Genomic DNA, 21,665 nt, shown 5'->3' on the forward strand with positions numbered 1-21,665 from the left:
AAGTTTGAAGATTGCTCTTCGATTAAACTGACTAGTTATTATCTCTCGATAACGCCTATCCGTTTATTGTTTGTTACGAATTGACTTCGCAAATTTGTTTGTGACTACTTACCAAGTAGCCACCGTTACAGATTTGTTTGTTCAAAGTTTTGTTCAGTTTTCAATGTGCGATGCCTTGTTAGGGCAACTCATTTAGTTTACCTGAATCATCAACGCTTGTCAATGACTTTTTGGAAAACTTTTTGTTGTCCGGTTCCTGTTGCCAGACCCCAGCTCCTCGTTAGAAGCACCTTCGCTTCGTAACGAACAATAACTAGTATACTGGCTTGCGCCGTTTGAGTCAACTGTTTTTTTCAGAGATTTTATTAAGAAAAGCTTACGAGTGTTTTGACCCTTTGATTAACGTATCAACTCGTTGACAGGTTAACTGCCATTCATCATTAACTAAGACCTCTGCATGGCCAGCTAACTCCTTTGGCAGGGTGAGGTCACGACGGAATTCAGCTGAATTCAACCGCTTCTTCACTTCACTTTCATGGTCTCCTCGTTCAACCAAGCGTTTCTCCAGCTTATCGAGGTCTTGAATCGTGACATACCAAACCCAAGCTTGTTCCTTTAAAACGGATAGGTACGTTTCGGCTCCCTTTGTATCCAATACAATAGAAGCAAAAGAATTTTCTTGCCAAGCCTTTTCCAATCCTTCTATAGAAGAACCATAATTAGCTTGCCCATAATGAACAGATTCAAGGTAGTGATTCTTGGGAAAACTTTCTTCTGTTTCAAAGTAGTAATCAACACCATCCACTTCGCCCGTCCGCTTGGCCCGAGTGGTATGAGTAATCACCTGTGGGATTCCCCATTTTTCCTTTAAATAAGTAGCAATCGATGTTTTTCCCGCACCGGCAGGACCAGTCAAAACAATCACCCGTTTTTCAGACATTTTCCTCTCCCTAAATCCATTTCCCCAATCTTATCATCATCAGAATCGACAAGCCAGTTAAAAGTTGGTACAATTGTAGCGGTTATATTAAAAAAAGGTGAGAAACAACATGCAAATACTAAAAAGAGCGTTTGCACGTGAATCCGTCACTGGTTACTTGGAAAAGGACCAGCAAATGGACCGCGTGTTAACAACAAAAGATTTGATTGGATTGGGAGTTGGAACCGTGATTGGTTCAGGAATCTTTATTCTTCCCGGACACGAAGCCGCCACTAACGCTGGCCCTGCAGTTTCCGTCGCCTTTCTAATCGCCGCTATCTTTTCCGGAATCTGTGGAATGGCCTTCGCCGAATTTTCTTCAGCAATGCCCGTTGCCGGTTCCGCCTATTCATACGGTTCCGTAATTTATGGTGAGGTCATCGGTTGGGTCCTTGGTTGGTCATTAATCCTTGAATACTTCCTTGCCGTATCAGCTATCGCTACCGGATTTTCAGCTTACTTCAATAACTTGCTTGGGCAAATGGGTTGGTCATTGCCAACCGCTTTACAAGCTGGACCCGGTCAAGGTGGTGTCATCAACTTGATGGCCGTCATTATTATTTTGATTTCAGCCGTGATTTTATTTGCGGGTGTGAGTCAATCAAAAAAGATTGAAAACGCTGGGGTTGTTTTGAAAGTGGCAATCATCGCCCTCTTCATTATCGGTGGCGCCTTCTTTATTAAGGGACATAACTACGTTGATTTTTATCCTAAGCAATTCCAAACTGGTTTCCTAGGACTTGGTGGGATTACGGCAGCGACTGCTTCCATCATCTTCTCGTTCCTTGGTTTTGATACAATCGCCGCTCACGCAGCCGAAGTTAAGAACCCAACCAAGACAATGTCACGCGGTATCTTGGGAACGGTTGCCATTTCAGCCGTCTTGTATACCCTCTTCGCCATTGTTTTGACGGGAATCGTTAACTACAAGAAGCTTGGCGTTGATGATCCAGCCGCCTTTGCCTTGCAGGCAGTTAAGCAAACACAATTCTCGGTTGTGATTACAATCGGGGCATTGATTGGAATGTTCACCGCTGTTTTGGCCTTGATTTTTGCCTCATCACGTTTGGCTTACTCATTTGGTCGTGATGGTTTGCTACCAAAGGGACTCGGTAAGGTGAACGGTAAGCACCGCCTACCACAAAACGCCATTATCCTGGCGGTCGCAGTTGAAGCCTTTATCGCTGGTTTGGTGCCATTGAGTACCCTAGCAAGCCTGATCAATATCGGAACCTTAACCGCCTTCTTCTTCATTAGTTTAGGGGTTATCTTCCTCCGCCGCCGCAAGGACTTGGCACACAAGGGCTTCAAGATGCCACTTTACCCTATGTTGCCAGCCTTAGCCGCTATCCTTTCATTGGTTTTGATTCTACGTTTGCCATTGGAAACGCTTAAGCTTTACGGAATTTGGGTTGTGATTGGCTTGGTTTGGTACTTTAGTTACGGTATCCGCCACTCTTCTCTTAATCAGAAATAATCAATAAAAGAGCCGACTTGACAGTCGACTCTTTTTTCTTTGGCAAATTAGTTCTGGACCTGATACGTGCCGTCGGCCGCCACTTGGTAGTCGCCGACCACTTTATTGGCAGCTGCAGTAGAAAATACTTTGACGTCATATGAGCCGTCATTCTTGGCGCTTGCCTCCGGCCTCAAGGTCTGGTTATCACCTAAGATAAATTTAACCAGCGCCTCAGCATCGGTTGCACTATTAACTGCAGGACCCTTACCCGCCGCCTGTGTTCCGGAAACCTTCAATGATTCGGTTGGTGCAATCACATTTGTTGGTTGACTGGCATTACTGGTTGCCGATGAAGTAGCCGCTTGGCTGCTCTGCTCACTTTTGTTTTGAGCAATTTGGCTGCTTTTTGACGCGTGATTACCACTGCTTTGGCTTTTATCAGCATTACCAGTCAGCCGGCTGCCCGCTACAAAAATAACAAAAGTCAGCACAACCGCAATCATTCCAATCCATACTTTCTTCTTCATCATCTCCCCCAATCTCTCACTACGTTTCTTGGGGGCAGTATATCATTTTATTTAGAATAATAACAAGTAAAAATATCGGCAATAAAAAAGGATGGTCATCAAACGATTAACCATCCTTTTTATTTACTACTATTTATAGTTCAATTGTATCGCGATTTTGTACTAGTCGTTCGTAGGCACCTGGTTCCACATTTGTTAAGGCGGGGCGCAGCAAGTTCACCACCCCGGCATAGTCAAAGTCGTCTTGATAAAGGGCCTGGCCTGACTTAATTGCCTGAGCAACCTGCTCATCATCCCGATAACGGTTTGAATACTGCAGGAGTGAGACCGCCAGGTCAGCTTGAACAAGCACATCCAAAGCCGCTTCCTTCAGCGTATCAAAGTCCGCTGCCACAATGTTTAATTGACGCTGAACATCATCCAAACCAACTTCGCTAGCTGCAACCGCTTCGTCCAGGCGCTTCATTTCATCACTAACTGAGAAGAATTGGTCCAAAAATTCTGCTGGCAACCCAGGCAAATCGCGTCGTTCCAACGACCGCTTCAATCCTCTGATTTGATCAATATAGTCGACACTATGCTTCTTGGCTGAGGCCAAAGCCGGCTGGAATTCCTCAATCTGTTTGAACAGAGCCACTTGGTCTTCATCCAGCTGTTCGAGCAAGGACAACCACTTTCCCTGTTCTTCCACTGCCTCCGTGTAGCCAATTTCTTTGGCCTTCAAAGATTCTTGAACTGACTTTTGCCGGCCAACAATTCCCTCAATTTCGTCTTTATATTCGTTTTGTCGGTCGTCTTCACCATGAGTTAAGGCAAAACGGCCACGCAAGTAGGTCAACTCAAGCATTAATGAATGGTTTTGTTCCTTCACCCGATCAAACTTTTCACTGAACTGTTCTTGCTGCTTAAAGTAAAAATTGTAGGCCTTGTATTCTTGTTCCAAGAGGTCATACAGCCCCTGAATTTGTTCATTAACGTCCCGCGACAAGGAATTAGCTTCCTTCAACTTTAATTCACGAATGGCTTGAAGTCCCTTCAAACGGTTAGCGTCAACTTGATCCAGGCCCTTTTGAATTTGATCTTCAGCAAAAATCACCCCGCGGTCAACCAGATCCGTCCAGCTATCGCTGATTTCATTCATTTGATCGAGATACTTCTGATTCAACTGCTGAAAAAGGCCCGGGAGGTTTTGCATATAGTCCAAAATCTGGCTACTCTCAAAACCAAGTTCTTCAAAAACTTCAGCCGCCTTAACCTTATCGCCATCTTCAATATACTGTTGATAATCTTGATAGGACTGTTCTTCTTGTTCCAACAGCTCCATCAACTTTGCAGACGCAGGGCCAAAGGAATCCAGATCATGCAAAACCTTTTCACGAATTTTTGGATACTCTTCGTGTAGCTGATCAATAGCTCGGTGGTTCAATTGATTTTGCTTTTCAATTCGGTCCAAGCCGTTCACAATTGATTTCTGCAAGGAAGCCGCTTCCGTCATCAAATCAAGCAATGATTGCAGTGATTGCCGAGTTTTCCAAACATTTAAACCAGCCGCTAACCGAGTTGCCTGACTAATTTCATGGTCAATTGCCAAGAATTGCCGGTCGCGCAATTGCTTATACATTTTTTCAAGCTCTTGATAATCGTGCAAAGACTGTCCCGTTAGAGCGATTTTTCGTGCTGCCACTAAACCTTTTGCGACATTTTCATCCATTAAAGCTTTTTTAGCTAAATTAAAATCGCCGACTTGTGATGCTGCTTGACGCTGTGCGAGAACCGCCCAAACTAGGCCGATAACAAGAGCTACAATGACGATGATGGTAATAATAATCCACATATGTACTAACCCTCATCCTTATTTATTATCTTTACAATACACTAAAACCAGTAATAATCGGCGCATCCTCAATGCTTTTATCCCTTTCTTAAGATTTTTAAACCTTTCTAGGACTATCCTTTACAACTGCGTTTCATAACGCTGACAAATTTAACGGATTCTGCCCGCCAAGCTTGCCTTTTTGCCGGGCATTCGCTATACTAGTAGGAGTTGTATTGAGTAGCAGTCGGTAAAGAAGCGCGTCAACAACGTCTCAACTCGTTAGTAAGGACTTAGCTACAGTCACTGAGAAACGATTTTTCTTGACGCTGCACGCATCTGGTGCCGGCCCTCAAATGTACAGCAAAATACATTTTGGAGGACATATACATGTCACGTTATACTGGACCAAAATGGCGTATCTCACGTCGTTTGGGTGTTTCACTTTCTGGAACTGGTAAGGAATTGTCACGTCGTGCCTACGCACCTGGTGACCATGGCCAAGGCCGTCGCGGAAAGGTTTCTGAATATGGAATGCAATTGCGCGAAAAGCAAAAGTTGCGTTTCACTTATGGTTTGACTGAACGTCAATTCCACTCATTGTTCAACAAGGCCGGCAAGGTTCGTCAAGGTACTCACGGTACTAACTTCATGATCTTCTTGGAACGCCGTTTGGACTCATTGGTTTACCGTCTTGGTTTGGCAACTACTCGCCAACAAGCACGTCAATTGGTAAACCACGGCCACATCTTGGTTGATGGTAAGCGCGTTGATATTCCATCATACGAAGTTGTTCCTGGCCAAGTTATCTCTGTTCGCGAAAAGTCAAAGAACATTGTGCCAATCCAAATTGCTGTTGAATCAGTAGTTTCACGTCCACAATTCGTTTCATTTGATGCCGACAAGCTTGAAGGTACTTTCGTTCGTTTGCCTGAACGTGAAGAATTGGATGCTGACATCAACGAAGCTTTGATCGTCGAATACTACAACCGTTTGGGCTAATCTTTTATCTCTTACAGGTTGGAAAACCACTGCTATCGCAGTGGTTTTTTGTTTGTCTAAAAAATTGACGGGCAAATTATCATTGCCCTTTTAATTCTAGAAAAAAATGTTAAAGTAGAATAAGCAGAAATTTTTACTGGAGTTAGGAGAGAAAAATGTCCTGGTTATATAATTTTGTCATCTTATTTATCTTCGTTTGGATTACCTTCGTCCCCGTGAGGCGTATTCAAAAAATTCAAAAGCAGAGCTCGCGCCGAAAACTAGCACTAGCTTTTGGTGGCTCTTACATTGTGGTCGGTCTGATTATAACGGCAGTCAGCTCACTCAAGGGTCAAGACTGGTATACCTTTGGTGGCTTTCTAATTGGTGCTGGAGCCGTCATGATTTTTCAAACAAGAAGCAAACAATAAGCCATTTTCTGTTGGTTAACCGCTGATTATTCAGCGGTTTTTTTGTGTCTTGCTGACTTTTTCCGTATAATTGAAGTATAAGAAACAGGAGGACAGTCACAATGGATGATGTCAATAGCCGCTTGGAACAAGCACAGCAAGGTACTGGTGGTCCAAAGATTAACCCGGACGAACAGCGCTTATATCTTGGCACCTTTCGCGAACGAGTCGTAGCAGCCGTGAAGCAATCACGGGTTGACTACGGCGATGCTCAAGAAAAATTGAAAGCCGCCCTCAATAATTGGCCGGATACCACGCTCTTGATTGATCAAGATGCCTGCGGCGCTGCCTACACGGACTATTTGATGATGGCCGTCAGCACCAATCACGCCTATACCCTACTTTCGAACAGTGAAAAAACAACACAAACCGATGACCCTTATGCCGTCGTTTTGACTGCCAAAACAGCGGTTAACCAAGAAAGTATTGATTTATAATCAAGAGCCGACCAATGTCGGCTCTTTCATTTAATTTTAGAAGGAAGACTGCCATGCCCGGACAAAAACCATTGGCCTACCGGATGCGGCCACAAAAAATTGAAGAAATCGTCGGCCAACAAGACCTGGTTGGGCCAAACAAGATTATCTGGCGAATGGTTGAAGCCAAGCGCCTATCCTCGATGATTTTGTATGGACCCCCAGGAACTGGTAAGACCTCGATTGCCTCGGCAATTGCCGGGTCGACTCATTACGCCTTTCGGGCCCTCAACGCGGCGACCGATTCGCAAAAGGACCTCCAAGTTGTGGCCGAAGAAGCCAAAATGTCTGGCACAGTCGTTTTGCTTTTGGATGAAATTCACCGCCTGAATAAGGTGAAACAAGATTTCTTGCTACCCCACCTCGAATCCGGGGCGATTATTTTAATTGGGGCCACGACTGAAAATCCTTATTTGAACGTCACACCAGCCATTCGCTCGCGGACACAAATTTTTCAGGTACAACCGCTATCCCAAGAAGACATTAAGGTGGCCATTAGGCGTGCCCTTAGCGATCAAGAAAATGGTCTCGGTCAGTACCAGACCCATTTGTCAGAGGAAGCTTTGAATCATTTGAGTCAGGCTACCAATGGCGACCTCCGCTCTGCCTTGAATTCACTCGAACTAGCGGTCCTATCAACCAAGCCAGACGACGATGGCGTGATTCAGATTACCTTGGCCGTAGTCGAAGAAACGACTCAGCGCCAGGCCCTCGTCGCCGACAAGGATGGTGATGCGCACTACGACATTATTTCCGCTTTGCAAAAGTCAATCCGCGGTTCGGATGTCGATGCCGCCCTACACTATGCGGCCCGGTTGATTATTGCTGGTGATTTGCAAATCTTGGTGCGCCGCTTGATTGTAATTGCCTATGAAGACATCGGCCTGGCTAATCCTAATGGAGCGCAACGCGCCGTCACGGCCATTCAAACCGCCGAAAAACTCGGTTTGCCGGAAGCGCGGATTCCACTGGCCAATGCCATCATCGAGTTGGCGCTTTCACCAAAGTCAAATTCGGCCTACACCGCAATGGATGCAGCCATTGCTCAGGCTGGCCGAGCCAAAGCCCAGGCAATTCCAAATCACTTGCGCGATAGTCATTACAAGGGTGCTGAAAAACTTGGCCATGGTAATGAGTATATTTACCCCCATGACTATCCAAACGATTGGGTGGCTCAACAATATTTGCCGGACGGCATTGCCACGGACCGTTACTTCCAGCCTAAGGGGAATTCGACCTTTGAAAAGCAGCTAAAAGAGGTCAACCAGAGCCTAAAAAAGCAGCAAGATGACGGCCTCAAGTGAACTAGACCAATTAATCAATTGGTATGGTAATACTAGGGAACAAGCCAAAACAGGCGATAGACATTTTACTCACAAAAGTATGAATGTCAAGACTAGTATTTTATAAATCAACGGGTATACTATATATGAATACTCTGGTATACGCATTGTTGCATTTACAGCTTTTTCCTTACACCCTTTTTATTTGGACGGGGATCTTCACGGCAATGACATGCCCTTTCGTTTGGTAGTCAAAACCACAAGTGAAACGCCCACCTCGATAAACTCGAGGAAAATCTGAGCGACGGTTAACGGTGCCAAAAGAGTATCGTGGGCATGACCCACGGCCTGCCTTCGGGCGGGCTTTTTTTATTGCTTTTTATTCAAGTCGCAAAAGACTATAATGTGGGTAGAAAGCGAGGTATTTTTCCATGACAGCATTCTATCACAACATTTTAGTTCCGGTGGATGGTTCAAAGGAAGCCGAAGCTGCTTTGAACCGAGCCATTGCACTGGCCAAGGAGGGGCAGAATGTTCGTCTGACAATTGCCAACGTGATTGACACTCGGGCCATTCAAAATATCAGTTCCTTTGATAATTCAATGCTTGATACCATGGCCGAAGATTCCCGCCAATCCCTCGAAACGTATAAAAAGCGAGCCCAAGATGCTGGCGTGACCGACGTTAGTTACCGAATCGATTACGGTTCCCCACGCGCTATGATTGCTGACGATTTGCCAGAAGAAATCAAGGCCGATTTGATTGTGATTGGTGCCACTGGCCTTAATGCGATGGAACGGATTGTCATTGGTTCCGTCACTGCCTACGTTACCCATTCCGCTAAAATTGATGTCTTAGTCGTCCGCGCCTGACGCCTGAGCAAACACTATTATTGATTACCAACAAAAAAGAGACTTTTCTCCCAAGAAAAGTCTCTTTTATTTGTTATTTTTTACCATTAAAGGTTCCAACCTTTTCTTCACCCAAAGATTCAAATGAGTAAGAAATTTGTTGATCGCGGTCAAAGGCCTCAAAGCCATACTGAACCATCATATCGGCTAACTTAGCGTTGTCGATATTAGAATAATCCCAAAGACGCTTGAACAATGACATATTTGTGAAGCCAGGCAACGTGTTTGGTTCACCCAAATATGGCACGTTATTATTATCAATCAAGAAATCCATCCGGGCTTCGCCGGCAAGGTTCAAGACCTGATAAGCCTTTTTAGCCATCGCCTTAATTTCTGCCGTCACTTCTTCCGGCAATTTAGCAGGAATTTCAAAGGAAACGGCTGAGTTGTCAACGAACTTTGATTGGTAATCGTACCAACCCTTACCATCGCCACCTTGATCAGGCACTTGGTGGGCCCCAATTTCGGAAACTAAGATGTCATCATTACCGATTACACCAACTTCCAATTCGCGCGGACCGTTCACAGCCGCTTCAACCAAGACCTTGCGGTCATACTGGAAGGAATCCGCCAAAGCAGCCTCGAACTCCGCTTCATTTTCTGCGCGAGAAATTCCAACGGATGAGCCCTGGTTGGCAGCCTTCACAAAGACTGGTGAACCCAATTCCTTTTCAACCTTGGCCCAAGTCAATGGCTGTTCGTCGTTTTGATAAGTCACCAGGTACTTCGTGTTACGAATGCCGTTGGCCGTCAAGATTTCCTTGGTAATCACCTTATCAAAAGAAATCGCATGGCCGCGCAAAGATGCCCCAACATAAGGCTTTTGCAACAAGCGGAACAACCCTTGCAAAGTCCCATCTTCACCCAAGTTCCCATGGACAACCGGGAAAAAGATATCAATCTTTGGCAAGGCCTGCAAAGCAGCAATTGGTGACAAGATTTCGTCTTGCGCGACAGTTTGCATGTAGGCATCAACCAATGGCCCTTCGTCAGCCTGATTCATAATTTCAAATGAACGCTCGGCGTCAATGAAGTAACCGTTTTGGGCAATGGCAATCACCGACAAATCATACTTGCCAGTTTGCTTCAAGGCCTGATAGTAGTTATAGGCTGAACGCTTCGAAACGTCGTGTTCCGAAGAATTTCCACCAAATAGTAAGACAACATGTTTCTTGCTCATAACGAATTCCTTTTATCACTGCAGTGCTTGGCACTGTAGTCATGAGTATTTTTTGATTTGGCCGATTCAAGGCCGGTTAAATCACAAAGTTAAGATAAATAATTTTTGGTTTCTTGCACATAAGCCCAAATTTTTTCCGGCACCATTTCAGGACCATAGGCCAAAATTTGCTGGAAGAAATCCACCCGGATGTACAGTTTTTGCCAGCGCGACCGTGTTTGGGCGAAGGGTTCATTCACCAGGTCTTGCCGCCATAATTTCAATGACATCAGGAAATATTCCGCATAAAGTGCGTGCTTTTTGGTTAAGCTTAGAATGACACCGACGATGCGGCCGATTTCGCCCATCGTCAGCGGCGTATTCACCTGGCGGAAGTTCGTCATCAGGCAGGCCAACAAAAAGAGTTTGTCAGCTCGAGGGACATCCGCTCGATCAAAGATGGCACTTAAGACATTGGACAAATGGGTATAGGCATGTACCCAACCATGTCCCGGAACAAAGCCGCGGGTGTCCGTCTCCAAAAGGGCATAAAGTGCCACTTGCTCAACAATCGCCGAAAGCAATTCAGGCGAAATGAATGGTTCTGCCGCTTGTTGGTCAGCAATTAACAGAATCGTTAAAATGGCCAGTGCAAATGACCGGCCATAAGCCCCATCATTTTCCTCTTCCAAAATTTGGTTGAGCAAGAATTGGTCACCGATTAATTCAGCCGTGAGCCAATCCATTTGTTCTTTGGTCAAATGATTATTCTGAATGGCATTACCGAGGAAGAAAAAGGTTCCGGTATCACGAATCTTCGCACTAGGTGACTTTAATTGCTCCACAAATTGGCGCAAGTCAGTATCCGAAATTGAACGCTCAAAGATATCCTCAGCCCAGCGTTCCTGATAGCCATTCATTTTCTCCATGGCTGCCATTGAATCACTCGGACGCGGTGTTGGCTCAGCAGGTTCTAAGTCAACGTTTTCCTTCAAGACAAAGAGAAGCTCCGGCAGAGACTCATACAAGTCCCCATTCCGCAGTTGCTCCAAGAGTCCTTTCGTCTTTTCGTGAATAAGTGCAAGTTCGTCCATAGCCATCCTTTACATATTAAAATCATTCGTATCGTTAAAGGTCCGACTTTGCTGCTGGTAGGACATCGACATGACCAAACCAACACCAATCATGTTGGAAACAAGTGATGACCCTCCCTGCGAGATGAAAGGCAATGGAATTCCGGTCAAAGGCAATAGCCCAATGTTCATTCCCACATTTTCAAAAACGTGGAAGAGCACCATCATAATGACCCCGGTTGAGATATAGGCATAAAAGGCATTACGCGCCTTAAAGGTGGCCCTGATCATCCGGTAAATCAAGAAGAAGTAAAGTGCGATTAGGAAGGCACCACCAACGAAACCAAATGACTCCCCCATCACTGAAAAAATCATATCTGATTCACGCACCGGCACAAAAACACGCATGTTTCCAAAACCAGAACCAAAGAGCTGACCAGAACCGATTGCCTTTAGGTTTTGGTAAGTCTGATAGCCGGTGTTTGACGTATCCTGACCGGGATGTAACCAAGCATCAATTCGGGCAAATTGATAAGCCTGGAAGCCCATTGCCCCAAGAATTGTTCGACCAATCGTGGAAGCAACCAAGAAAATCATCAATGATCCAAGGGCACCAACAGCCGCAAAGCAAGGGCCCAAAATGCGCCAAGTAATTCCCGAAACAACAATCACTCCGGCGGTAATGGCCATAAAGACTAGTAACGTTCCCAAATCATTTTGTAAGGCAATCAAGAAGGCGATTGGCAAAAAGCAACCGGCAATTTTAGCCAACAAGATCCAATCGGATTCAACTTGGTGGGTTAGATACAAGCGATTATGGTTAGCAACCACTTTGGCCAGCATCACAATGTAAAATGGTTTAACAAATTCGGCCGGCTGAATCGAAATCGGTCCAATCACAATCCATGACTTGGCCCCCGCATTCACATACAAGGCCCGGTTATAGAAAATCAGAACCGCAATTAGTAAGACAAAACAAAGGCCATACAAAATCGGTGCTAACCGCCACAATTGAAAGGCGTCAAAATGCATAATGAAGGCAATCATTATCGCCCCGGCAATCCAATAAGCAACTTGCATAATGACAGCCCTGAGCGGTGAAGCGTCCTTCCCACCGTTTAAAATCGCAAAATAGAGGGAGTATAAGCCAATTAACATCAGCAAGATGAGAATCAAAATCATTCCCCAATCTAACTCTGACGCAGATGGGCGGTCGGTTTTATGAGATGCGAGACGTTGCTGCATGGTGAAACTTCCTTTAACAAAATTAAGTTAATTTATATGTACAAAAACCCCTTGCCACAACCAGCAAAGGATTCTTTTAAAAATTAATGGTAGAGATTAAATGATGCAAGGATTGCCTGTAAGGCTTCGTCCGTCGATTGAGCTGTGGCAATAACGACTTGCTTGCCTAAAACACCAGTGTAGCTCCCCTGATTTTGTTCGATTGTGCCGATTGGTTGGTCATCAACCAAAACCTGGATTTGGTCGTCCTTTGTTACTAAAGAAACCCCAAAGCTCTGATTTTTTTTGCTCATGACTGCTCCTTATCCCTTAGCCATCATGTGTTCAAGCAATGCACCAGTTCCCTTGGCAACGTTGTCCAAAGGTGATTCTGATACAAAGACTGGCACGCTCAAACGGTCGGCCATAAAGCGATCCATTCCGTCTAGCAAGGCACCACCACCAGTCAACATCACACCACGATCGATGATGTCTGCTGCCAATTCAGGTGGCAACTTTGACAAAGCCAAGTGGGCAGCGTCAGCGATTTGTACCAATGTTTCGTGCAAAGCCGTTTCGATTTCGTTTGAGTTCACCGTAATCGTTTGTGGCATCCCCTCAAAGTTATCACGACCACGAACCGTCATCGTCTTTGGGTTATCTGATTGCAAGGCAGAACCGATTTCAATCTTAATCGTTTCAGCTGAGCGTTCACCAACTACCAAGCCGTGTTCACGCTTCAAGTAGTTCACGATGTCAATGTTCATTCGATCACCGGCAACGCGGATTGATTCGGCAACAACGATGTCACCCAATGACAAGATAGCGATATCAGAAGTTCCACCACCCATGTCGATAACCATTGAGCCAACTGGCTTAAAGATGTCCAAACCGGCACCAATAGCAGCAACCTTTGGTTCGTAATCCAAATAAACCTTCGCACCACCAGCCTTTTCAGCGGCCTGAATGATGGCCTTACGCTCGATTTCACTGATGTTCGTTGGGGCACAAATCATGATGTTTGGCTTTGACATGAAGCCTTTAACATTCAACTTGTTCACAAAGTAAGTCAACATTGCTTCGGTGATATCAAAGTCAGAAATGACACCATCCTTCAATGGACGAACGGCACGGATGTTTCCAGGTGTCCGACCAACCATCCGGTAGGCTTCGGCTCCAACGGCCAAAACGCGGTCAGTCTTATCGTCAACAGCGACAACTGAAGGTTCGTTAAGGACAACGCCTTCGCCTTCAACATAAATCAAAACGTTGGCAGTTCCTAAATCAATTCCAATATCTCTTGCCATGGTTATTATTTCTCCAAAAAAATTCGTGTTCAGTAGGGGAAAAATCAGGACGATAGCCCCTACAATCCTTTAAATTATACCATACTTAGCCAATTACAGCCGGAATCCTTTACAAATCTTTTAAAAGACTGCTAGGAATTTGTAAAGCCTCATTCAGCAAACCAACCAAAGCGGTGGCCAGCAAAAATCCGATAATCGTCGCTAAGACAACCTTTAATAAAGCTGCATTCCGGGGGCTTTGCGGCAATATCTTTGTTAAATCAATTGGTCGAATTAAATAAAAGGTAAAGTAGATGGCAACGACCGTCATTAGAAACGTAAAAATAGGTGACATAAATTGCTCTTTTAGTTCCTCTATTATAGCAAATTTTAGCTGTCAAGCAGTGACCTTAGCGCGCTAAAGAAATCGAAAAGACCTGAGCGGCACCTGCTTGATAAAGACAGCTGGCTGCATAATGCAAAGTCCGGCCAGTCGTATAGATATCATCGACTAACAGGATTGTTCTGTTCACAATATTCGGGCCAACACCTGCTGCTAATTTAAATGGCTGTTCCCCCTCCATCCGCTTTTTGCGGTCAAGACTCGATTGCTCTACCTTTTGTTGTTCTTTCGTCACCAACCCGGCCAACACTTTGCCAGACAGGAAGGGCTCGACCTGATTAAAACCGCGTTTAGCCAACCGACTTTGGGTCAAGGGAATCGGCACTACCCAGTCAATTCGTTCCTGCTTGATTAACCGGCGAATGGCCTGGCGCATTTCTTTTTGAAAAACAAGATGAAGACGGTAATCGCCAATAAACTTATAGCGGCTCATATACTCCTTCATTTGTTCGTCATAACGGTAAAGGGCCTGGTGTCGCAAGGAGGACTGGCCCATGGCCTGCCAGCGTTGACAATCATGGCAGAGCTGTTGGCCTGGCTTAGTCTCATTATCAGACATTTTGTCAATCGTTTCTTCATTTGGCAGACTGTCGCGTCCACAATCGTAGCAAATCACCCGAGTAATCGGCGTGAATTGACTGAGGCAACGGGAACAAACGAGGTCTGATCCTGCCTGCCGACCCGTTAACAACGAAAGCGCGCTTGATTGTTGGGCTAAAAATTCTTGGCACAGTAAACAATTCATGACTGCCCTCCCATTTCTTCGGCTAATTGATTAAGTTGGTCGATTTGCTGTTGCGCTCGCCGTAAAACCAGTGTTGGCTCCTCAATTAGGGCTAAAACCAAGCCAGTTGGTTTTTCTTTAGCCCGAGCAACTCGACCGGCAATTTGCACCAAAGCGGCTGTCGAAAAGACCGGGTCATCCGCACCAAGAATCACGACCTCCAATCCCGGCAAAGTCACACCCCGCTCCAGGATCGTTGTTGTGACTAAATACCGCCAGTCACCTGACCGCAACCGCAACACCTTAGCGGCTCGGTCCGGGTCGCCAGCATGCACTGTTCCGCCCATGATTTTTAGTACTTTTTGTAGACATTTGTCCACATTGGCCAGGTCCTTAACCTGCGGAACGAAAACTAGGAAAGGTATTTGTTCCTGTTGCCAGGCTAAGACCACCACTTTCAAACGCTGCGGACAGCGTTTGCGCCAATTCCCCACCTTTCGGGTCTGAATTTGTGGGAGCAAACCCTGATGAAATCGCCTTGGCAAATACGATTGGCGCAACTTCCCCTGCCGCACCTGCCGTAATAAGTCTGGTGTTGGCGTTGCCGTCAGATAGACCAGGACACCGCCTTGCTTACGGGCTTGGTTAACGGCATAGTTCAAAACCGGATCACCCCGATACGGAAAAGCATCAACCTCATCAATCACAATTAAATCAAAGGCTTGCCGAAAACGCAGCGCCTGATGAGTCGTCGCCAAAACAAACTGTCCATACTGGTACGGCTCTTCTTGGTGACCGTGTAAGACCTGAATCTCAATGCCAAATGCGGCTCGCAACCGCGGCGCCAACTCTAAAACAACATCGACTCGGGGTGACAGAACGGCCACGCGCCCACGGCCTTGGAGGGCATGTTCTAAAAGCGGAAAGAGCATTTCGGTTTTACCAGCACCCGTTACCGCCCAGACCAACCGGTCTTCCCCTTTTTGATACGAATCAATTAATTCCTGGCTCACCCGGCCTTGACTGGCGGTTAGCTGCCCCGTCCAGGGCATTTTGCCATATGCTGGAAAATCATTTGGCTCCGCTAGCGTTAATAAGACATCATGGCTGGCTACCCGTCCCAAATTCAGACAGGCTAGACAGTAAAAGCCGCCGTTTGGTAAGGATGCGCGGTCGTCTTGGCCACAACGCTGGCACCGGTTGCCAACAAAGGCCGACAAAAGTTGATAATGCTCTCGATCAATTGGTTCGGACTGCGGCCAGGTCACTAGCCGGCCGTAAAATAGTGTGTCATCCATCTGTAAGACCTCCTAACTTAGCCGTCATGATATAATACGAGTTATGGAGCACTTTTACTTACTTGCCCCGGAATCCGCTTTCTGGCAGCAAACAATTAAAAAATCCGACTTTATCGTCAACTTCTTTCGTATCAGCGATGAAGAAGAAGCCCAGCGCTTGATTGAAAAGGTCAGCAAAGAACACCATAAGGCCAATCACAACGTTTTTGCTTACGTTTTGGGTGATAACGATGAAATCAAACGTTATTCGGACAATGGCGAACCGTCTGGAACAGCTGGCGTGCCAATGCTGGAAGTCTTACAAAAGCGGCAAATTCACAACGTCCTCGCCATCGTCACCCGTTACTTTGGTGGCATTAAATTGGGTGCTGGTGGTCTGATTCGGGCTTATGCCGGAACGGTCGCCCAAGGGCTCGATGCCGTTGGCCTGGTGGAACGTCTTTGGCGGGACCGGGTCTTAATTACGATTGACTACCAAAACAACGACCAGCTAACGTATTGGCTCAACCAGGAGGCATATCCACTACTGGCGACCGACTTCGATACTGCCGTCCATCACCAGGTAGCCGTTGCCCCAGACGAAGTTGCTGCCTTTGAAGAAGAACTAACCAATCAATTTTCCGGCAGAATCTCCTTTGAAATAATTGGCGAGACTTACTTGGAAATTCCAGCAAAGTAGGTTATAATTATCTAGTTCGCGCGGTTAGTGTAATGGATAGCACGTAAGATTCCGGTTCTTGCAATCCGGGTTCGACTCCCGGATCGCGCATTAAGATATTTAAAAAGACCTAACATTATCATGTTAGGTCTTTTTTTATTCCAATTATTCTTAGCGAAAAGCGCAATCCAAGTCATGGGCATTTTCAACGCCCACCGCTTCCAAAAACGATTCCATCGTGACCGGTCCAACAAACTTAAAACCAAGCTTCTTCAACTTTTTGCTAAAGTCAACTGACAGGTCCGTTTGACTGGGCACATGTTCGTTTGCGCCAACACCGATTTGTAGGGTTTGCCCATTAGTTGGCTGCCAGACGAGCTCAGAAAAGCTCTTGCCTTCATTCTGTAAGCGCTGAATTTGCTTGGCATTATTGATGGTTGCGTCAATTTTCATTCGGTTACGAATAATACCCGAATCCGCCAATAGACGCTCGACATCTTGATTGTCAAAGGTCGCCACTTTTTCAACATCAAAGTCAGCAAAGGCTCGTTTGAAATTTTCTCGTTTATTTAAAACCGTTTTCCAACTTAGACCTGATTGGAATAATTCGAGCGTCAACAGCTCAAATAACAGGCGGTCATCATCAAAGACTGGTTGACCAAATTCCTGATCATGGTAGGCCACCATCTTTTCATCTTGACTATCGCTCACCCACCGGCATCGTTTGACCATTTGCTATTCCTCCAGTCTGCTACTGTTCACTTTTAATTGCTTATTCGATTAGACGAATTTATGTACAAAAAAACGCCCAAAGGGCGTTTTCATTTAAAGTCATTACTTAGCTTGGATATCTTCACGAGCTTGTGCTGACAAGTTGTAGAATGAGTGAACACCCTTGTACTTAGCAGTGTCACCAAGCAATTCTTCGATACGAATCAATTGGTTGTACTTTGCAATACGGTCAGTACGTGACATTGATCCAGTCTTGATTTGGCCGGCGTTTGTCGCAACAACCAAGTCAGAGATAGTAGTATCTTCAGTTTCACCTGAACGGTGTGAAACGATTGCTGTATAACCAGCTTCCTTAGCCATTTCAATGGCGTCCATCGTTTCTGACAAAGTACCAATTTGGTTAACCTTGATCAAGATTGAGTTGGCAGCACCCATACGGATTCCCTTAGCCAAGTATTCAGTGTTTGTAACGAAGAAGTCGTCACCAACCAATTGAACCTTCTTGCCAAGTTCCTTAGTGATTTCAGCCCAGTCATCCCAATTGTTTTCGTCGATAGGATCTTCGATTGAGATGATTGGGTAACGATCTGCCAAGCCTTCCAAGTACTTGATGAATTCTGGAGTTGAGAATTCTTCCTTAGTTGACCAACGCAAAACATACTTTGACTTGTCGGCATCCCACAATTCAGAAGAAGCAACATCGACAGCAATGGCGATGTCCTTACCTGGCTTGTAGCCTGCGCCTTCGATGGCCTTGATCAAGTATTGCAATGGTTCTTCGTTGTTAGCGAAGTCAGGAGCAAATCCACCTTCGTCACCAACTGAAGTTGCCTTACCGTCAGCAGCCAACAACTTCTTCAATTCATGGAAAGTTTCTGATCCATAACGGATAGCTTCCTTGATTGAAGGAGCACCAACTGGCATGATCATGAATTCTTGGAAGTCAACCTTGTTATCTGAGTGAGCACCACCGTTGATAACGTTCATCATTGGTGTAGGCAAAACGTAAGAGTTCATACCACCAATGTATGAGAACAAAGGAACACCCAATTCATCAGCAGCTGCACGAGCAGCAGCGATTGAAACAGCCAAGATAGCGTTGGCACCAAGCTTACCCTTGTTAGGAGTACCATCCAAAGCAATCATTGCTTCGTCAATGGCGCGCTGGTCAGTTACGTCAAACTTACCAACCAAAGCCTTAGCGATTGGTCCGTTAACGTTAGCAACGGCCTTAGTAGTACCCTTACCACCGAAACGGTTCTTGTCGCCGTCACGCAATTCAACAGCTTCGTGTTCACCGGTTGATGCACCTGATGGCACGATTCCGCGACCAAAGCCACCAACTTCAGTGATAACTTCGGCTTCAACTGTTGGGTTTCCACGTGAGTCAAGAACTTCACGTGCAATGATATCTGAAATCAAAGACATATTTTATGCTCTCCTTTTGTCTGTGGTTAATATTTATAAAACCAAGTAAATTATAACACCCTTGTTGATTAAAATGAACACGAATCTAAGGTTGGCCCTAGGTTAGCCAACGGTTTTGGCTAATTTGTTTGAAAACTATCCATTTTTTCTCGCTTCATCAACTAATGCTAAAAACTTTTCTGGATTTAATGCTGCTTTTCCAACCAAAATACCGTCGATATCTGGCTGGCACAGGAAGTTTTGCCCGTTTGCCGGCGTCACCGAGCCACCGTATAAGATGCGGATTTTTTCTGCCAGGTCGCGGCCATACAAGTTCGCCAAACTTTGCCGAATCAAAGCCGCCGCTTCTTGCGCTTGATCAGCCGAGGCCGCCTCTCCTGACCCAATCGCCCAGGTTGGCTCATAGGCAATTGTGACTTGATCCATCTCATCAGCCATCACACCGTCCAAGGCCGCCTTCAATTGGGCCAAAACGACCTTTTCCGGTACTAAATTCCCATAAGCGGATAAGTCTTCATCCAAATCAACAATCGGCTTCAAACCGTTGCGCAGGGCCGCCAACGTCTTCAAGTTCACCGTTTCATCGGTTTCGTTGAAAAATTTGCGCCGTTCGAAGTGACCAATCAAAACATATTCGACACCCATTTGGGCCAAAGCCTTTGGTGAGGTTTCACCGGTAAAGGCACCGGCGTCCTCCCAGTGGGCGTTTTCGCCAACAATGGTTAAAGGGTTGCCCTTGGCCGCTGCCAACATTTGGCTGAGGTACAAGTCCTGAGCCGCAATCCCAACTTCAACCTGGTGTTCGTCAGCTAAGGCCGGTAAAACTTTTTCCAAATACGGCCCAACCTCGCGCGGTTCCATGTTAATTTTCCAATTGGCTAAAACAAAGGGCCGCCGCTTTTGCTCACTCATTTGCTTTCTCCTCGATTTAGCATGAAGAAAATAAAGGCAGCTTCAATTAAAAGAATCCAGGGCAAATTAGTGTTACGTTCACCGACTAAGACCAAAAGAATATAGGAAACAACCAAGATGGCCATTCCAATTCCCATTTTGATCAAGCCACGACGGAACTGTGACCGGTTAAGCGCTTCTTTTAAACGTTCGTTTTCTTCTTTAAACTCACTCAAATCAAGTTTTAAGCTTTCGACCTGATTCAAGAGTTGGTCATTTTCCGTTTGCAAATAATCAACTTGAGTTTGGATTTCTTTGTCTTGCTGGTCTTTTTTGTTCGACCAATTAAATAACTTCATAAGTATTCTCCAATCATTTCTATTTTAACAAAAATGGCCAGTAAATCCGAATAAATTCAACATTGCTCTCCCAGCCTTGACAAAGGGATTTTTTCTAGGTAAAATTTGATAGTTGCATTGTTGCGGCTGTGGCGGAATTGGCAGACGCGCAGGATTAAGGATCCTGTGTCCGCTTTAGGACGTGCGGGTTCGACTCCCGCCAGCCGCATAGGCAAACGTTGATATATCAGCGTTTTTGAGCATTTGCAAGTAATTTGCAGGCAACACAAAGGGCAGACCCAATCTTGGGCCTGCCTTTTTTCTTACAACAGCAGCAAATTATTTTTCATCAAAATAAAAAGGCGTCTCCTTTGGAGAACGCCTCTTACTAAGCCGTAATATTAAAATGTCTTTGCTGGGAAATTAATCTCGTAGAGCATCTTATCGTTGACTGTATCTGTTTGACCATTCCGCGTTACTTTCAGCGTTGTTTCGGCCAAATAACGCGTATAGGTTGGCTGCAAGCCCGCCTTATCAAATTGTTTTTGGGCGGCTTCAGGTGCCATACCATAAATATCAATTAAGTTAATTTCTTCTGGATTCTTAATCGTGAATTCCGCCTCAACATCACCTTGCGTAAAGCGATATTGCAGCTCCTTTGGATAGGTCTTGCCAGTCTTTTCCTGCACATAAGTGTCCAAGACTTTTACTTCCGCATTTTGATCATCAATGTTTTCCAAAATGCGATTTCCTTGGTCATCATCAACCGTAAACAACGGAATCTTTGGCTGACCAAAGCGGTCTGATCCAACCATGTCGTAAAGCAAAACAGAATACTTTCCACTGTTTTGACGACCCCAAACCCAGCTATGGAAGGCTTCGACTGGGCTGATGTTAAACCATTGATGGTTATAGTAAGCCTGCCCGGTAACTTCTTTGTCTTCCCCATCAATCACTAGGTGACCAGTGACCTTTAATTTCGTGACACAAATAAAGTTATAATAATATTCATCATTTTGTCCAAAAGAAATATAACCATTTCCCGGTCGGAAGGGTGCTACTTCTGCTTCAAAGTGTAGGTCCATGGCTGTCTTGTGTTCAGTCGACTTTTTACCGTCGAACTCAACTTCATAGTCATCTTCTGGTTCAATATGAACATCATAAGTTTTCCAGTCCTGGCCCTTGAGCGTGTTTTCACCCCACTTCAAATCAGCAGCCTTATCACTGGTGAACACTTCATCCGCTTTGTAGGCGCGGTAATCATTGAAGGGTTCGCCGGCAATCGTACTATAATTCATCGCGATGTTGGGGTTGAAACCTTTTTGGTTCACCTGACTAGGTGACTTTGGTCGGAATCCCAAAACGAGTGTTGTTTTATCGTCAAAGCTACAATCGATATACCAAATTTCACCGGGGCCTGGTTCGTCATTATCACGACGGCCATCTTCCCAGTTCTCAACCTTGTTAGGGTTCACACCAAATTTTTCAAAATCAGCTGCTGTATCCATTACACGTCCGTATGCCATTAACAAATCCTCCTTTGATTGTTGCC

23 protein-coding genes and 2 tRNA genes are annotated in these 21,665 nt (G+C 45.4%); 9 read left to right on the forward strand and 16 right to left on the reverse strand.

The features are described 5' to 3' along the window. Window positions 1–376: 376 nt before the first annotated feature. Window positions 377–940: a guanylate kinase gene (locus BLW39_RS03440; protein WP_059378625.1), complete on the reverse strand. Its 564-nt coding sequence runs from the start codon at window positions 938–940 to the stop codon at window positions 377–379. A 109-nt stretch (window positions 941–1,049) separates the two neighbouring features. Here BLW39_RS03440 and BLW39_RS03445 point away from each other — a divergent pair, with 109 nt between their 5' ends. Then, window positions 1,050–2,456, forward strand: coding sequence for an APC family permease (locus tag BLW39_RS03445; protein WP_059378623.1), 1,407 nt, complete (start codon window positions 1,050–1,052; stop codon window positions 2,454–2,456). A gap of 47 nt (window positions 2,457–2,503) precedes the next feature. Here the strand turns inward: BLW39_RS03445 and BLW39_RS03450 are convergent, their stop codons facing one another. Both BLW39_RS03450 and BLW39_RS03455 read right to left on the reverse strand, forming a co-directional pair. Next, entirely contained in the window at window positions 2,504–2,965 is a 462-nt protein-coding gene (locus tag BLW39_RS03450) for a hypothetical protein (RefSeq protein ID WP_059378620.1), read from the reverse strand. A gap of 133 nt (window positions 2,966–3,098) precedes the next feature. Further along, window positions 3,099–4,799 (reverse strand): septation ring formation regulator EzrA, encoded by a 1,701-nt coding sequence (locus BLW39_RS03455; protein WP_059378618.1) that lies wholly within the window; start codon window positions 4,797–4,799, stop codon window positions 3,099–3,101. A 369-nt stretch (window positions 4,800–5,168) separates the two neighbouring features. On the opposite strand from BLW39_RS03455, the gene rpsD reads away from it, so the two are divergent. The 5 genes from rpsD (at window position 5,169) to BLW39_RS03480 (ending at window position 8,860) form a co-directional block, all read left to right on the forward strand. Next, window positions 5,169–5,780, forward strand: a complete 612-nt coding sequence (rpsD, locus tag BLW39_RS03460) for a 30S ribosomal protein S4 (RefSeq protein WP_047974713.1) — start codon at window positions 5,169–5,171, stop codon at window positions 5,778–5,780. A gap of 155 nt (window positions 5,781–5,935) precedes the next feature. Beyond that, complete coding sequence (locus BLW39_RS03465; RefSeq protein ID WP_059378615.1) at window positions 5,936–6,190, forward strand: hypothetical protein; 255 nt, start codon at window positions 5,936–5,938, stop codon at window positions 6,188–6,190. A 101-nt stretch (window positions 6,191–6,291) separates the two neighbouring features. After that, window positions 6,292–6,666, forward strand: a complete 375-nt coding sequence (locus BLW39_RS03470; RefSeq protein ID WP_059378610.1) for a DUF1694 domain-containing protein — start codon at window positions 6,292–6,294, stop codon at window positions 6,664–6,666. A gap of 53 nt (window positions 6,667–6,719) precedes the next feature. Further along, window positions 6,720–8,009 (forward strand): replication-associated recombination protein A, encoded by a 1,290-nt coding sequence (locus BLW39_RS03475; protein ID WP_059378606.1) that lies wholly within the window; start codon window positions 6,720–6,722, stop codon window positions 8,007–8,009. A 410-nt stretch (window positions 8,010–8,419) separates the two neighbouring features. Further along, window positions 8,420–8,860 carry a universal stress protein gene (locus BLW39_RS03480; RefSeq protein WP_059378603.1) on the forward strand — a complete coding sequence of 147 codons (441 nt, stop codon included), beginning with the start codon at window positions 8,420–8,422 and terminating at the stop codon, window positions 8,858–8,860. Window positions 8,861–8,933: 73 nt separating this feature from the next. Here BLW39_RS03480 and BLW39_RS03485 read toward each other — a convergent pair whose 3' ends face one another. From BLW39_RS03485 to BLW39_RS03520, 8 genes are all read right to left on the reverse strand, one after another. Next, entirely contained in the window at window positions 8,934–10,079 is a 1,146-nt protein-coding gene (locus BLW39_RS03485) for a D-alanine--D-alanine ligase family protein (protein WP_059378598.1), read from the reverse strand. 89 nt (window positions 10,080–10,168) lie between these two features. Next, window positions 10,169–11,152 carry a DUF2785 domain-containing protein gene (locus BLW39_RS03490; protein ID WP_059378596.1) on the reverse strand — a complete coding sequence of 328 codons (984 nt, stop codon included), beginning with the start codon at window positions 11,150–11,152 and terminating at the stop codon, window positions 10,169–10,171. A 9-nt stretch (window positions 11,153–11,161) separates the two neighbouring features. Continuing rightward, complete coding sequence (locus BLW39_RS03495; protein ID WP_059378593.1) at window positions 11,162–12,376, reverse strand: FtsW/RodA/SpoVE family cell cycle protein; 1,215 nt, start codon at window positions 12,374–12,376, stop codon at window positions 11,162–11,164. Window positions 12,377–12,459: 83 nt separating this feature from the next. Next, window positions 12,460–12,669, reverse strand: coding sequence for a DUF2969 family protein (locus BLW39_RS03500; RefSeq protein WP_059378591.1), 210 nt, complete (start codon window positions 12,667–12,669; stop codon window positions 12,460–12,462). Window positions 12,670–12,678: 9 nt separating this feature from the next. Then, window positions 12,679–13,662: a rod shape-determining protein gene (mreB, locus tag BLW39_RS03505; protein ID WP_059378589.1), complete on the reverse strand. Its 984-nt coding sequence runs from the start codon at window positions 13,660–13,662 to the stop codon at window positions 12,679–12,681. Between the two features lie 109 nt (window positions 13,663–13,771). After that, the gene (locus BLW39_RS03510; protein WP_059378587.1) at window positions 13,772–13,996 is read right to left on the reverse strand and encodes a DUF1146 family protein; all 225 of its coding nucleotides are present in this window, start codon (window positions 13,994–13,996) and stop codon (window positions 13,772–13,774) included. A gap of 55 nt (window positions 13,997–14,051) precedes the next feature. Then, window positions 14,052–14,789, reverse strand: coding sequence for a ComF family protein (locus tag BLW39_RS03515; RefSeq protein ID WP_074717759.1), 738 nt, complete (start codon window positions 14,787–14,789; stop codon window positions 14,052–14,054). Then, window positions 14,786–16,066, reverse strand: coding sequence for an ATP-dependent helicase ComFA (locus BLW39_RS03520; RefSeq protein ID WP_059378585.1), 1,281 nt, complete (start codon window positions 16,064–16,066; stop codon window positions 14,786–14,788). The genes BLW39_RS03515 and BLW39_RS03520 overlap by 4 nt, the downstream gene beginning before the upstream one ends. 43 nt (window positions 16,067–16,109) lie before the next feature. Between BLW39_RS03520 and BLW39_RS03525 the strand changes: the two genes are divergently transcribed. Both BLW39_RS03525 and BLW39_RS03530 read left to right on the forward strand, forming a co-directional pair. Further along, window positions 16,110–16,745: a YigZ family protein gene (locus BLW39_RS03525; RefSeq protein WP_059378579.1), complete on the forward strand. Its 636-nt coding sequence runs from the start codon at window positions 16,110–16,112 to the stop codon at window positions 16,743–16,745. Window positions 16,746–16,763: 18 nt separating this feature from the next. Beyond that, window positions 16,764–16,835: transfer RNA gene (locus tag BLW39_RS03530), tRNA-Arg, on the forward strand. 60 nt (window positions 16,836–16,895) lie between these two features. On the opposite strand, the gene BLW39_RS03535 is transcribed toward BLW39_RS03530, so the two are convergent. From BLW39_RS03535 to BLW39_RS03550, 4 genes are all read right to left on the reverse strand, one after another. Continuing rightward, on the reverse strand, window positions 16,896–17,456 hold the full coding sequence (locus tag BLW39_RS03535) for a DNA-3-methyladenine glycosylase I (protein ID WP_059378575.1): 561 nt from the start codon (window positions 17,454–17,456) through the stop codon (window positions 16,896–16,898). 102 nt (window positions 17,457–17,558) lie between these two features. After that, the gene (gene eno / locus BLW39_RS03540; RefSeq protein WP_059378572.1) at window positions 17,559–18,884 is read right to left on the reverse strand and encodes a phosphopyruvate hydratase; all 1,326 of its coding nucleotides are present in this window, start codon (window positions 18,882–18,884) and stop codon (window positions 17,559–17,561) included. A gap of 135 nt (window positions 18,885–19,019) precedes the next feature. Further along, entirely contained in the window at window positions 19,020–19,796 is a 777-nt protein-coding gene (gene tpiA, locus BLW39_RS03545) for a triose-phosphate isomerase (RefSeq protein WP_059378570.1), read from the reverse strand. Continuing rightward, the gene (locus BLW39_RS03550) at window positions 19,793–20,134 is read right to left on the reverse strand and encodes a hypothetical protein (protein WP_059378567.1); all 342 of its coding nucleotides are present in this window, start codon (window positions 20,132–20,134) and stop codon (window positions 19,793–19,795) included. Before BLW39_RS03550 ends, tpiA begins: the two co-directional genes overlap by 4 nt. A gap of 122 nt (window positions 20,135–20,256) precedes the next feature. Between BLW39_RS03550 and BLW39_RS03555 the strand changes: the two genes are divergently transcribed. After that, a tRNA-Leu gene (locus BLW39_RS03555) sits at window positions 20,257–20,342 on the forward strand. Window positions 20,343–20,514: 172 nt separating this feature from the next. On the opposite strand, the gene BLW39_RS03560 is transcribed toward BLW39_RS03555, so the two are convergent. Then, the gene (locus BLW39_RS03560; protein WP_059378565.1) at window positions 20,515–21,639 is read right to left on the reverse strand and encodes a lipocalin-like domain-containing protein; all 1,125 of its coding nucleotides are present in this window, start codon (window positions 21,637–21,639) and stop codon (window positions 20,515–20,517) included. Window positions 21,640–21,665: the final 26 nt, after the last annotated feature.

Origin of the sequence: Fructobacillus pseudoficulneus (genome assembly GCF_900108455.1) — a bacterium.
GTDB classification, from domain to species: domain Bacteria; phylum Bacillota; class Bacilli; order Lactobacillales; family Lactobacillaceae; genus Fructobacillus; species Fructobacillus pseudoficulneus.